15 protein-coding genes are annotated in these 12,494 nt (G+C 71.5%); 10 read left to right on the top strand and 5 right to left on the bottom strand.

Translation table 11 applies throughout. The features are described from left to right. Positions 1 to 32 precede the first annotated feature (32 nt). From ACWD02_RS30390 to ACWD02_RS30380, 3 genes are all read right to left on the bottom strand, one after another. Positions 33 to 773 (bottom strand): LON peptidase substrate-binding domain-containing protein, encoded by a 741-nt coding sequence (locus ACWD02_RS30390; RefSeq protein WP_451215894.1) that lies wholly within the window; start codon positions 771 to 773, stop codon positions 33 to 35. Between the two features lie 11 nt (positions 774 to 784). Beyond that, positions 785 to 1,792 (bottom strand): hypothetical protein, encoded by a 1,008-nt coding sequence (locus tag ACWD02_RS30385; protein ID WP_451215891.1) that lies wholly within the window; start codon positions 1,790 to 1,792, stop codon positions 785 to 787. Between the two features lie 135 nt (positions 1,793 to 1,927). Further along, entirely contained in the window at positions 1,928 to 3,442 is a 1,515-nt protein-coding gene (locus ACWD02_RS30380) for an oxidoreductase (protein WP_451216028.1), read from the bottom strand. 248 nt (positions 3,443 to 3,690) lie between these two features. Between ACWD02_RS30380 and hisD the strand changes: the two genes are divergently transcribed. From hisD to ACWD02_RS30330, 10 genes are all read left to right on the top strand, one after another. Then, a complete protein-coding gene (gene hisD, locus ACWD02_RS30375) occupies positions 3,691 to 5,013 on the top strand; it encodes a histidinol dehydrogenase (RefSeq protein WP_451215889.1) in 1,323 nt (440 codons plus the stop codon). Next, positions 5,010 to 6,128, top strand: a complete 1,119-nt coding sequence (locus tag ACWD02_RS30370; RefSeq protein WP_451215886.1) for a histidinol-phosphate transaminase — start codon at positions 5,010 to 5,012, stop codon at positions 6,126 to 6,128. Before hisD ends, ACWD02_RS30370 begins: the two co-directional genes overlap by 4 nt. Next, complete coding sequence (gene hisB, locus ACWD02_RS30365) at positions 6,125 to 6,718, top strand: imidazoleglycerol-phosphate dehydratase HisB (RefSeq protein WP_135330188.1); 594 nt, start codon at positions 6,125 to 6,127, stop codon at positions 6,716 to 6,718. Before ACWD02_RS30370 ends, hisB begins: the two co-directional genes overlap by 4 nt. A 4-nt stretch (positions 6,719 to 6,722) precedes the next feature. After that, positions 6,723 to 6,887 carry a hypothetical protein gene (locus ACWD02_RS30360; RefSeq protein ID WP_451215882.1) on the top strand — a complete coding sequence of 55 codons (165 nt, stop codon included), beginning with the start codon at positions 6,723 to 6,725 and terminating at the stop codon, positions 6,885 to 6,887. 17 nt (positions 6,888 to 6,904) lie between these two features. Continuing rightward, positions 6,905 to 7,546, top strand: coding sequence for an imidazole glycerol phosphate synthase subunit HisH (gene hisH / locus ACWD02_RS30355; RefSeq protein ID WP_451215879.1), 642 nt, complete (start codon positions 6,905 to 6,907; stop codon positions 7,544 to 7,546). A 17-nt stretch (positions 7,547 to 7,563) separates the two neighbouring features. Then, positions 7,564 to 8,292: a bifunctional 1-(5-phosphoribosyl)-5-((5-phosphoribosylamino)methylideneamino)imidazole-4-carboxamide isomerase/phosphoribosylanthranilate isomerase PriA gene (gene priA / locus ACWD02_RS30350; protein ID WP_451216025.1), complete on the top strand. Its 729-nt coding sequence runs from the start codon at positions 7,564 to 7,566 to the stop codon at positions 8,290 to 8,292. After that, a complete protein-coding gene (locus ACWD02_RS30345; RefSeq protein ID WP_451215876.1) occupies positions 8,289 to 8,699 on the top strand; it encodes a RidA family protein in 411 nt (136 codons plus the stop codon). Before priA ends, ACWD02_RS30345 begins: the two co-directional genes overlap by 4 nt. Beyond that, entirely contained in the window at positions 8,696 to 9,451 is a 756-nt protein-coding gene (gene hisF, locus ACWD02_RS30340; RefSeq protein ID WP_451215874.1) for an imidazole glycerol phosphate synthase subunit HisF, read from the top strand. Before ACWD02_RS30345 ends, hisF begins: the two co-directional genes overlap by 4 nt. A 126-nt stretch (positions 9,452 to 9,577) precedes the next feature. Further along, positions 9,578 to 10,183 (top strand): helix-turn-helix domain-containing protein, encoded by a 606-nt coding sequence (locus ACWD02_RS30335; RefSeq protein ID WP_451215872.1) that lies wholly within the window; start codon positions 9,578 to 9,580, stop codon positions 10,181 to 10,183. A 14-nt stretch (positions 10,184 to 10,197) separates the two neighbouring features. Then, a complete protein-coding gene (locus ACWD02_RS30330; RefSeq protein ID WP_451215870.1) occupies positions 10,198 to 11,442 on the top strand; it encodes an MFS transporter in 1,245 nt (414 codons plus the stop codon). A 17-nt stretch (positions 11,443 to 11,459) separates the two neighbouring features. Here ACWD02_RS30330 and ACWD02_RS30325 read toward each other — a convergent pair whose 3' ends face one another. Both ACWD02_RS30325 and ACWD02_RS30320 read right to left on the bottom strand, forming a co-directional pair. Continuing rightward, positions 11,460 to 11,855 (bottom strand): VOC family protein, encoded by a 396-nt coding sequence (locus tag ACWD02_RS30325; RefSeq protein WP_451215868.1) that lies wholly within the window; start codon positions 11,853 to 11,855, stop codon positions 11,460 to 11,462. Continuing rightward, entirely contained in the window at positions 11,855 to 12,490 is a 636-nt protein-coding gene (locus ACWD02_RS30320) for a TIGR03085 family metal-binding protein (protein WP_451215866.1), read from the bottom strand. Before ACWD02_RS30320 ends, ACWD02_RS30325 begins: the two co-directional genes overlap by 1 nt. Positions 12,491 to 12,494 lie beyond the last annotated feature (4 nt).

Below are 12,494 nucleotides of genomic sequence, written 5' to 3'. Positions count from 1 at the left end.
GCGCTCGCGCCCCAAGTCCGTTGCGGTCTGTGTCAGTTGAGGCTTGTGGTGCCGCGCGTGAGGTCCGTCGCGGGCAATGACGGCAGATTACGGATGATGGCGGTCTCGGCGCGAAGGACTTTCAGCTCGTCGTGCAGGCGTGACGCCGTGTCCGGCGCCTCCAGGAGCCGCTGCTTCGTGGGGGTGTCGAGGACGGCGGCGGCTGCGACCAGGTACGACACCACGGACGGGTCGTCCGGCAGCTCGGCGCCCGTGGACAGGGACCGCTCGCGCGCCCCGGCAAGTCGCTTCTGGTAGGCGCGGAACGCCCGCAGGACGCCCTCGGCGAGGGCGCCCGCCTCCTCGCCCGGATCCTCGGGCAGCTCCTCGACCTCCGCGGTCAGGAAGGCGCCCGACGCGTCCACCGAGTGCAGGCGTACGCGGGTGGTGCCGGTGGCCAGCACCTCGAAGCCGCCGTCGGCGCGCTCCCTGATCGTCGCCGCGTCCGCGATGCAGCCCACCGCGTGGAAGGCCTTGAGCGGGTCGTCGCCGAAGCCGGCGGTGGGGCCCTGCTCGGGCTGTGAGGTGGGGTCCGGGAGGCCCGGGGCGCTCGGAGCGACCTCGAGGCCGTCACGGATGGCGACGACCGCGAAGAGGCGCTGCTCCTCGTCGGGAGTCTTGAGCAGATCGCGCATCATGGCGCGATAACGCTCCTCGAACACGTTCAGCGGGAGCACGAGTCCCGGGAACAGCACCGAGTTGAGCGGGAAGAGCGGAAGCCGGACGGTGGTCACGAGCTGCAAGCCTAATGGTCGCCGGACCCCAATCGTCCGCCACCGGTGCGCAGCGGGGTCCCGGAGGCCACCTCGATGCGTATGCCGTCGCGCAGTTCCAGGAACTGGCCGAGCGGATCGTCGGACATCCGGTCCCACGGGAAGGACGTGGCATAAGGCCCGATGAGGCGCATCTGCTCCAGGGCGTCGCTCCACCGCTCCAGGCGTACCAGGACGAACGCGAGGACGTTGCGGACCTCCGCGGGCCAGGGGTCCCCGGCCTCGTACTCCCGGGACACGGCGATCCCCAGGTCGGCCGCGGCGTCCAGGCGCTCGCGCGGCACGCTCCCCGAAGCGCTGGTGAGATACGCGAACGCCGCCCGCGCGGGCAGCGCCTGGATCAGCGAGCCGGGCAGTGCGTCGCGGGCGGCCCGCTCGGCGAAGTCGAAGCACTGGCGGTGCGAGCCGTACCAGGACGCGGAGAGGTACTGGAGCGCCGAGGCGTGGCAGCCGTAGTGGTGGGAGGAGCGGTGCACCGCCTCGGCCCGGAGCTCGTCGAAGACCGAGTGCGGGGCATGGGTGCCGCGCGCGTGGTCCAGGGCGATCCGCCACGGCACGGGGTCGCGCGGGTCGGCTTCGGCGGCGGCGGTGATCAGGGGCGCCGTATCGCGAAGCAGCTCGGCGCGGGCGGGCGACTCCCAGCCGCGGACGACCGCGAGCTCGGCCTTGACGAGCAGCGCGTCCGGGTCGTGCGGCGAGGCGGCCTGCCAGTCGTCGAACCACTCGGGGCGGGAGCGGGCGAAGGCGGCCAGACGCGTCGTGTAGCGGTCGCGGTTCTCCCATTCGTTGCCCTCGCGCGTCATGGCGAGCAGTTTGGCGGCGGGCCCGTGGTCGCCGCGGCCCGCGGCGACGAGCGCGGGGCCGAGGCGGTCATCGGGTGCGTCGAGGAGCACCTCGTCGTCGGGGGTCAGTCCGGAGGCGAGGAGCGGTGTGTTCCTGACCATTCGTGCGGTGCGGATCAGGGCGCGCAGGAGTGCCATCGTGTGGGTATTGAAATCCGCAGGTCGGGGCAGTGCCAGAGGGTGGCCGGTGAAGCTTTGGCATCAGTCGTCGGGTTGCCTGACACATGGTCAAGGGCTGGCAAAATCTCTGCTCCCGGGCGGCTCCGCAGCCCCTCAGTTCCTTCGCAACAGCCTGGTCGCCCCCGCCGCGACCGTCGTCGCGAGCACCCAGCCGAGCAGGATCAGGATGGCCGCGAACCACTGCCAGCCGCCGCGCAGCTGCCAGTAGCTGTCCTGGCCGAGGTTGATGACCGGGAGCAGCAGGTCGAGGGTGAAGAGCGCGGGGTTCCAGTTCGGGTGCTCGCCCGGCTTGATCGCCGGATGGTCGGCGCGGGTGAAGGCCACCGCGCTCACCGCCCACAGCACCGCCATCCACAGGGCGGCACGGCCGGGCCGGTAGCCGTAGGCCACCGTCCAGTCCTGGGCGAAGCCCCAGAGTTTCGCCGCGAGCGGCAGGGTCTCGCGGCGTCTGCGCTGCTTGGCGAGCAGGACCTCGCGGGCGTCGGCGTCCTCGCCGCCGTTGCGCAGGACGGCGGCCAGCTTCTCGTACGGCTCGGGGTTGTACTCGGCGGTCGCGGCCGCCACCCAGGCCAGGCGCCGGGCGAGCGGGAAGCTGCCCTGCGGGACGAGGTTCTCGTAGCTGAAGCCGCCCATCTGGAGGCCGCCGGGGCCCGGCCAGCTGGTCGACTTGTCGATGAGGTTGACGACCTTGGCGCCGGACAGAATGATCTTGCCGCGCTGCGGGGCCTCGCCGAGGAAGCGCAGCTCCGGGGTCTGGACGCGGCGCAGCGACACCTCCTGGTCGTTCTCCAGGGTGAAGCGCGCCTGGGCCAGGTCGACGGCGTCCCCGAAGCGGCCGTCGTCGAGCCGGATGCCGCCCTGGCACTCGAAGCGCTGGACGCGGGTGCCGCGCGGGGGAGTGGTGCCGCTGGTCATGGGGGGATCGCCGAGGGCGGCGGGCGTCATGTAGAGGGTGCGTTCCACGGTCATCTGCGGGGCGTTGAGCGCCCGCTGGCCGTACGGATTGGCGAGCTTGCTGCCGCGCAGGCTGAAGGAGACACCGACCTTCGCGCCGCGCAGGCTCAGCTGGCCGTGCGACTCCATCATCTCGGCCTGCAGGTCCTGCCCGACCGAGAGCCCGTCGCCCATGATCGAGTTGCCGCGCCGGTCGCGGTAGATCACGGCCTGGTTGATCAGCAGGTCGGTGCCGATCTGGGCGTCCGTGAGCCGCATGCCGTTGTGGATCCGGCAGCGCGGCAGATGCAGGTCGCCCTCCGTGTGCAGGCGGGCCGCCTCCACCCGCGGGATCGAGCAGTTGACGAGCCGCAGGGTGGTGAACTTGGCCTCGGGGACCAGCACTTCCTTCTCGAAGCGGCAGTGCTTCAGCTCGGCGTAGGGAAGGACCTCGCCGCCCGCCAGATCGAGCACGTCGGTGATCTGGAGGCCCGAGAGCTTCAGCGACGAGACCCGCCCGGAGAGCGCGGGCGGCCCCTCGAGGAGCAGCCAGCACACGATGCGGGCGCGCACGCTGCGTTCCGGGCCCCAGGGATGGCCGCCGTGCGGATCGTCCGCCATCGCGTCACCCGACCGGAGGTCGTACACGCTGCCGTTGCGAAAGGCCTGCCACATGCCGATCTCGGCGGCGGTCAGTCCGTCCGGCGGATCACCGATGCCGGTGTCGTCGACCACTGCTGTTGTCCTCCCGTACTGCGATCCCGTGCCGCGGCCGGCCCCGCGATGCGCCCTGGTCTCGTACACCTGTTTCATGCCCGCTCAGTGACGGGCTGAACGCTAGTGGTGAACGTCGCCTTCCGGGATTCATATCAGCCAGTGATACGGCGTCCGGCCGGGAATCCGGGTCTGAGAGAATTGGCCATGTGATCTCCCGAATCGATCTGCGCGGCGACGCCCTCCCCGAGGGTCCCGCCCTGCGCACCCTGCTGCCCCGTGCCGACTTCGACGTCGCGGCCGCCCTGGAGAAGGTGCGGCCCATCTGCGAGGACGTGCATCATCGTGGCGACGCGGCGCTGATCGAATACGCGGAGAAGTTCGACGGAGTACGGCTGACGCAGGTCCGTGTCCCCGCGACCGCCATCGCCGCGGCCCTGGCCGATCTCGACCCGGTGGTGCGTGAGGCACTGGAGGAGTCGATCCGCCGCGCCCGCATCGTCCACCGCGAGCAGCGCCGCGCCCCGCACACCACCCAGGTCGTGCCCGGCGGCTCGGTCACCGAGAAGTGGGTGCCGGTCGAGCGCGTCGGGCTCTACGCCCCGGGCGGCCGCTCCGTCTACCCGTCGTCCGTGATCATGAACGCGGTCCCGGCGCAGGAGGCCGGCGTCGAGTCGATGGCGCTCGCGTCCCCGCCGCAGGCGGACTTCGACGGACTGCCGCACCCCACGATCCTCGCCGCCTGCGCCCTCCTCGGCATCGACGAGGTGTACGCGGTGGGCGGCGCCCAGGCCGTCGCGATGTTCGCGTACGGCACCGAGACCTGCGCACCGGCCAACATGGTCACCGGCCCCGGCAACATCTGGGTCGCGGCCGCCAAGCGCTACTTCACCGGCCGCATCGGCATCGACACCGAGGCCGGACCGACCGAGATCGCCGTCCTCGCCGACGACACGGCCGACGCCGTACACGTGGCGTCCGACCTGATCAGCCAGGCCGAGCACGACCCGCTCGCGGCAGCCGTCCTGGTCACCGACTCCGTGGCGCTGGCCGACGCGGTCGCCAAGGAGCTCGAACCGCAGGTCGCGGCGACCAAGCACGTCGAGGACCGGATCGTCCCCGCCCTGGCGGGCAGGCAGTCCGCGATCGTCCTGGTCGACGGCCTGGACGAGGGCCTGCGCGTCGTCGACGCGTACGGCGCCGAGCACCTGGAGATCCAGACCGCGGACGCCGCGGCCGTCGCGGACCGGGTGAAGAACGCGGGCGCGATCTTCGTCGGCCCGTGGGCCCCCGTCTCGCTCGGCGACTACTGCGCGGGCTCCAACCACGTCCTGCCGACGGGCGGCTGCGCCTGCCACTCCTCGGGGCTCAGCGTCCAGTCGTTCCTGCGAGGCATCCACATCGTCGACTACACCCGCGACGCCCTCGCCGACGTGGCCCGGCACGTGGTGACGCTCGCCGAGGCCGAGGACCTGCCCGCGCACGGTGCGGCGATCAAGGCCAGGTTCGGATGGAAGGTGCCCACCCAGTGAACGTCCGGATCGACGACCTTCCCGTACGCGACGAACTGCGCGGCAAGTCCCCCTACGGGGCGCCCCAGCTCGACGTCCCCGTACGCCTGAACACGAACGAGAACCCCTACCCGCTCCCCGAACCGCTCGTCGAGCGCATCGCCGAGCGCGTGCGCGAGGCGGCCCGCGACCTCAACCGCTACCCCGACCGCGACGCGGTCGAGCTGCGCACCGAGCTCGCCCGCTACCTCACGGACACCGGCGGTCACGAGGTCACCCTCGCGAACGTCTGGGCGGCCAACGGCTCGAACGAAGTCATCCAGCAGCTCCTGCAGACCTTCGGCGGGCCGGGCCGCACCGCCATCGGCTTCGAGCCCTCGTACTCGATGCACGGCCTCATCGCGCGCGGCACCGGCACCGCCTGGATCTCGGGCCCCCGTGGCGACGACTTCACGATCGACGTCGAGGCGGCGACGAAGGCCATCGCCGAGAACCAGCCCGACGTCGTCTTCATCACCACGCCCAACAACCCCACGGGCAACGCCGTCTCCGGCGAGACGGTCCTCGCGCTCTACGAAGCCGCGCAGGCCGCCAAGCCGTCGATGGTGGTGATCGACGAGGCGTACGTGGAGTTCAGCCACGGCGACTCGCTGCTCCCGCTGCTCGCGGGGCGCCCGAACCTCGTCGTCTCCCGCACGATGTCGAAGGCCTTCGGCGCGGCCGGGCTGCGCCTCGGCTACCTCGCCGCCGATCCGGCGGTCGTCGACGCCGTACAGCTCGTACGGCTGCCGTACCACCTGTCGGCCGTCACGCAGGCCACCGCCCTTGCCGCCCTGGAGCACACCGACACGCTCCTGAAGTACGTCGAGCAGCTGAAGCGGGAGCGCGACCGGCTCGTGGGCGAGCTGCGTGCGATCGGCTACGAGGTGACCGACTCCGACGCCAACTTCGTCCAGTTCGGGCGGTTCGAGGGCGAAGGGGCCGCCCACGCGGTCTGGCAGCGGATCCTCGACCGGGGCGTCCTGGTCCGGGACAACGGAGTGCCGGGATGGCTGCGGGTCTCCGCAGGAACCCCGGAAGAGAACGACGCGTTCCTCGATGCGGTACGCGAACTGAAGAAGGAGCAGCAGGGATGAGCCGCGTTGGACGGGTCGAACGGACCACCAAGGAGACGTCGGTCCTCGTCGAGATCGATCTCGACGGCACCGGCAAGGTCGAGGTGTCGACAGGCGTGGGCTTCTACGACCACATGCTCGACCAGCTCGGCCGCCACGGCCTCTTCGACCTCACGGTCAAGACCGAGGGCGACCTGCACATCGACACCCACCACACCATCGAGGACACCGCCCTCGCCCTGGGTGCCGCCTTCAAGCAGGCGCTCGGCGACAAGGTGGGCATCTACCGCTTCGGCAACTGCACGGTCCCGCTGGACGAGTCGCTCGCCCAGGTGACCGTCGACCTCAGCGGCCGCCCGTACCTCGTGCACACCGAGCCCGAGACCATGGCGCCGATGATCGGCACGTACGACACGACGATGACCCGGCACATCCTGGAGTCCTTCGTCGCGCAGGCCCAGATCGCCCTGCACGTCCACGTGCCGTACGGCCGCAACGCCCACCACATCGTGGAATGCCAGTTCAAGGCCCTGGCCCGCGCGCTGCGTTACGCCTCCGAGCGTGACCCGCGCGCCGCCGGGATCCTTCCCTCCACGAAGGGCGCGCTGTAAAGCCATGACCGGCCTCACCACCATCCTCATCGTCGTCGGCCTCTTCCTGATCGGCGGCATCATCTCCTTCGTCAAGCAGGGGATGCCCAAGAGCCTGATCACGCTGCTCTCCATCGCCGCGGCCATGTGCATCGTCGCGGGTGTCATGCGCCTCGACTACTGGAACTGACGGGAGCTGATCCACGTATGACCGCCCCCAAGAAGGTCGTCGTCTTCGACTACGGCTTCGGGAACGTCCGTTCCGCCGAGCGCGCCCTCGCGCGGGCCGGCGCGGACGTCGAGATCACCCGTGACTACGACAGGGCCATGAACGCCGACGGCCTCCTCGTCCCCGGCGTCGGCGCCTTCGCCGCCTGCATGCAGGGGCTCAAGGAGGCGCGCGGCGACTGGATCGTGGGCCGCCGGCTCGCGGGCGGCCGCCCGGTGATGGGCATCTGCGTCGGCATGCAGATCCTCTTCGCGCGCGGCATCGAGCACGACGTGGAGGCCGAGGGCCTCGACGAGTGGCCCGGCACCGTCGAGCCGCTGAAGGCCGAGATCGTCCCGCACATGGGCTGGAACACGGTCCAGGCGCCGGACGACTCGCAGCTGTTCGCGGGCCTCGACGCCGACGCCCGCTACTACTTCGTGCACTCGTACGCCGTGCACCACTGGGACTTCGAGGTCGGCAACCCCGCCTTCCGCGCGCCCAAGGTCGCCTGGACCACGCACGGCGAGCCCTTCGTGGCCGCCGTCGAGAACGGCGCGCTGTGGGCCACGCAGTTCCACCCCGAGAAGTCCGGCGACGCCGGCGCCCAGCTCCTCACCAACTGGATCGGAACCCTCTAGGAATGTCAGGGACCTCTGTGAGCAAGCTCGAACTCCTTCCCGCCGTCGACGTCCGCGACGGCCAGGCCGTACGCCTCGTCCACGGCGAGTCCGGCTCTGAGACCTCCTACGGCTCCCCGCTGGAGGCCGCCCTCTCCTGGCAGCGGTCGGGCGCCGAGTGGCTGCACCTGGTCGACCTGGACGCCGCCTTCGGCACCGGCGACAACCGCGCGCTCATCGCCGAGGTCGCGGGCGCCATGGACATCAAGGTCGAGCTGTCCGGCGGCATCCGCGACGACGCGTCCCTGGAGGCCGCGCTCGCCACCGGCTGCACGCGCGTGAACCTCGGAACGGCCGCCCTGGAGACCCCGGAGTGGGTCGCCAAGATCATCGCGTCGCACGGCGACAAGATCGCCGTCGGCCTCGACGTCCGCGGCACCACCCTCCGCGGCCGCGGCTGGACCCGCGACGGCGGCGACCTCTACGAGACCCTGGAGCGCCTCGACTCCGAGGGCTGCGCCCGCTATGTCGTCACCGACATCGCCAAGGACGGCACGCTGCAGGGCCCGAACCTGGAGCTCCTGCGCAACGTCTGCGCGGCCACGGACCGCCCGGTGGTCGCCTCCGGCGGCGTTTCCTCGCTCGACGACCTGCGCGCGATCGCCGAGCTCGTCCCGCAGGGCGTCGAGGGCTCCATCGTCGGCAAGGCGCTGTACGCGAAGGCCTTCACCCTCGAAGAGGCTCTCGCCGCGGTGGCGGCGTCATGAGTGACCTCATCCGCCGGGTGAGCTCGGGCGGCCCGTGGGAAGAGGCCATCGGCTACTCCCGCGCCGTCGAGCTGCCCAACGGCCTCGTCCTGGTGTCGGGCTGCACGTCGGTGGTGAACGGCGAGATAGATGCCGGAACCCCCTACGAGCAGGCGGCCAACGCCTTCCACGTGGCCGTCGAGGCGCTGAAGAAGCTGGGCCTCGGCCGGGAGCACGTCGTGCGCACCCGCATGTACCTGACCCACGCACGCGACGTGGAGGAGGTCGGCCGGGCCCACAAGGAGCTCTTCGACGACGTCCGCCCCGCCGCGTCGATGCTCATCGTCTCCGGCTTCATCGACCCGAGTCTGGTCGTCGAGGTCGAGGTCGAGGCGTACGGTCCGCGCGCACGGGCAGGTGGCGAATGACCCTCTCCGTACGTGTCATCCCCTGCCTGGACGTGGACAACGGCCGGGTCGTCAAGGGCGTCAACTTCCAGAACCTGCGCGACGCGGGCGACCCCGTCGAGATGGCCAAGGTGTACGACGCCGAGGGCGCCGACGAGCTCACCTTCCTGGACATCACCGCGTCCTCCGGCAACCGCGAGACGACGTACGACGTGGTCCGGCGCACCGCCGAGCAGGTCTTCATCCCGCTCACGGTGGGCGGCGGTGTCCGCACGGCCGAGGACGTCGACAAGCTTCTGCGGGCCGGCGCGGACAAGGTGGGCGTGAACACGGCCGCCATCGCCCGCCCGGAGCTGATCCGCGAGATCGCGGAGCGGTTCGGCCGCCAGGTGCTCGTCCTCTCGGTGGACGCGCGGCGCACCGCGTCCGGCAGCTTCGAGGTGACGACGCACGGCGGCCGCAAGTCCGCCGGGATCGACGCCGTCGAGTGGGCGCACCAGGCCGCCGAGCTGGGCGCGGGGGAGATCCTGCTCAACTCGATGGACGCGGACGGCACCAAGGACGGCTACGACATCGAGATGATCGCGGCGGTACGCCGGCACGTCACCGTCCCCGTCATCGCCTCCGGCGGCGCGGGCCGCCTCGACCACTTCCCGCCCGCCATCGAGGCGGGCGCGGACGCGGTCCTGGCCGCCTCGGTCTTCCACTTCGGCGATCTGCGGATCGGCGAGGTGAAGGGGACGCTGCGGGGAGCGGGACATCCCGTTCGCTGAGGCGCGCGCCTTGGCGAAGGAGCCCCGGTCGCCCCGTAGCAGCCGGGGCTTTCTGCCGCCGAGACAGGAAGGGAAAGTTGCGCAATATATATTGCGCAACTTTCCCTTCCTATCTACGGTCGAGACATGGACGACAACGAGAAGCCACGACCCCGCGCGACCCGCAGGATCACCGACGTCGGCACGCTGAAGGCCTTCGGGCATCCGCTGCGGCTGCGGATCTACAGCACCCTGCGGGTCACCGGCCCCTCGACCGCCTCGCAGGTCGCGAACCAGGTCGACGAGGCGGTCTCGCTGGTCAGCTACCACCTGCGCAAGCTCGCCGAACACGGCCTCATCGTCGAGGCCGAGGCACAGAGCGGTGACGCGCGGGAGCGGTGGTGGCGGGCGGCGCAGGACACCCTGAGCTTCCGGCACGAGGACTTCAAGGACTCGCCCGAGGGCGCCGCCGCGCACACCGCCGTCGTCCGCACCCTGATCGCCCAGCGCGAGGAGCAGTACCGCACCTATCTCGCCCAGCAGGAGGCGTGGGGCTCGCAGTGGCGCATCGCGGCCGATCAGTCGGACTTCCTCGCCCGCCTGAACCCCGCCGAGCTCACCCGCCTCAACGCCGAGATCCACGCCCTGATCAAGACGTACGAGGAGCAGGGCAAGGCCGCCGAGGCCGCGGGCGACACCGAGGGGCGCGAGAACGTCGCCGTGCATCTGGCCAGCTTCCCCTTCCGGCTCTGAGGGGAGCTGCTCACATGACCGCCACCGTCATACGCACAGCCCCCGCCACGGAGAGTCCCGCGTACAAGGACGGCAACGTCCTGCGCTGGCTCGGTGCGTACAGCGCCTCCGCGGTCGGCGACAACGTCTACTACCTGGCCCTGTCCTGGGCCGCCGTCCGGTCAGGGGGCCCCGCGCAGGCAGGCCTTGTGATGGCCGTGAGCGCCGTGCCGCGGGCGCTCCTGATGCTGGGCGGGGGAGTCGTCGCCGACCGCTTCGGGCCGCGCAGGGTCGTCATCGGCAGCGACGCGGTGCGGTGCGCGGCGGTGCTCGCGGTGGCGGGACTGCTGGTCGTGGCGAGCCCCGGGGTGTGGCTGCTCGGCGCGCTCGGCCTGGTCTTCGGAACGGTCGACGCGCTGTTCATGCCCGCCGTCGGAGCGCTGCCCGCCCGCGTCACGGGACGCGGCCAGTTGGCGCGGGTGCAGGGGATGCGGGGCCTGGTGGTCCGGCTGGCCCACGTCGTGGGCGCCCCGCTCGGGGGGCTCGGCGTCGCGCTCGGCGGCTCAGCGGCTGCCTTCGGCATCGCGGGGGCGCTGTTCGCGGTGTCGCTGCCGCTGCTGATCTCGCTGCGGGTGCGGGAACTGCCGGATGACGGCAAGGCCGGCGAACGGACCGCGTGGAGCGAACTGGGCGACGGGCTGCGGTACATCCGCGGACACCGTGTCCTCGCCCCCCTGATGCTGCTCGTCGCCCTGGCCGACCTGGGGTTCGTCGGGCCGCTGAACATCGGGCTCACCATGCTGGCCGACGAGCGCGGATGGGGTGCCGCGGGGGTCGGTGTCGTCCTTGCCGGGTTCGGGGCGGGCGCCGGGGTCTCCGCGCTCTTCCTGACGGTGCGGGGGAGGGTGCCGAAGGCCGGTCTCGTGCTGTCGGTGACGTGCCTCGCCGGAGCGGTCGGGGTGGGCGCCGTGGCGTACGTGCCCGCCCTCTGGGCCGCCGCGGGGGTGGCGCTGCTGGTGGGCCTGCTGATCGGCCTTACGGGGGCGGTGAGCGCGGCCCTCGCGCAGACGGAGGCCGACCCGGCCTACGTGGGGCGGGTGACCTCGGTGGGCAGCCTGGTCAGCCTGGGTGTGGCACCGCTGACGTATCCGCTGACGGGCGTGGCCGTCGGGGCGTGGGGCACGGCGCCGGTGTTCACCGTGAGCGCGGCGGCGTGCGGGCTCGCCGGTCTCTTCGGTCTCTGCTCCCGCGGACTGCGGGCAGCGGAACTGCCCCGCTGAACCCCCGTACGGGTCCGCTACGCCCTTCCCTGCATCAGCTGCACCAGGTTCCCCACCGTGTCGTCGAGCACCGCGGTGATCACCGGGCCCTGCCTCTCGGGGCCGTGGGTGAACGTCACGCCCAGGCCGACCAGCCGCTCGTGCTCGGCCCGTACGTCGTCGACCTCGAGGACGATGCACGGGATTCCCGCCGCGTGCAGCGCCTTGCGGTACGGCTCGGCGATGGGCCCCTCGCCCGGCTCCAGGAGCAGCTCCACGTCGTTGTGACCGCCCGCCGCCCCGACCGTGACGAAGGGCACGCCACCGCCCGGCCACACGTGATTCCGGGTCTCGAAGCCCAGGACGTCCGTGTAGAACGCGTGGGCCCTGGCCACGTCGTCCACGTACACCCCGGTCATCGCGACCCGGATCATCAGATGCCCAGTTGCTTCGTCTCGTGCAGTCTGGCGATCGCGTCCTTGTCGCCGTCCAGCTCGACGTTGGCCGCGTCCTGCCGTCCGTGCACGAACATCAGCAGTTCGGACGGCTCGCCGGTCACCGTCACCACGGGAGTGCCGCGGTGCGCCACCACCGTCTGGCCGTCCGGGCGCCGCAGGACCACGCCCACCGGCGCCTTGCGGCCCACCAGGCGGGCCATCCGCTCCAGACGGGACCACAGGGCGTCCGAGAAGACCGGGTCGATCTCGCGCGGCGCCCAGTCGGGCCGGGCGCGCCGCACGTCCTCGGTGTGGACATAGAACTCGACGGCGTTCGACGCCTCGTCGATCTGCTTGAGGGAGAAGGGGGAGAAGCGCGGCGGGCCCGTCCTGATCAGCTGGATCAGTTCCTCGTACGGCTTCGCGGCGAACTCGGCCTGCACACGTTCCAGGCGCGAGGCCAGCTGCTTGATGAGAAGCCCGCCCGCGGCGTCCGCGCGGCGCTCGCGGACCACCACATGGGCGGCGAGGTCACGGGTGTTCCAGCCATCGCAGAGAGTGGGGGCGTCGGGGCCCTCCGCCTCCAACAGATCGGCGAGGAGAAGTCGTTCACGCTTGGCATGGGTCGACATAAGC

The organism is Streptomyces sp. NPDC002853, from assembly GCF_053591915.1.
This window is presented reverse-complemented; position numbering and strand designations above follow the sequence as displayed.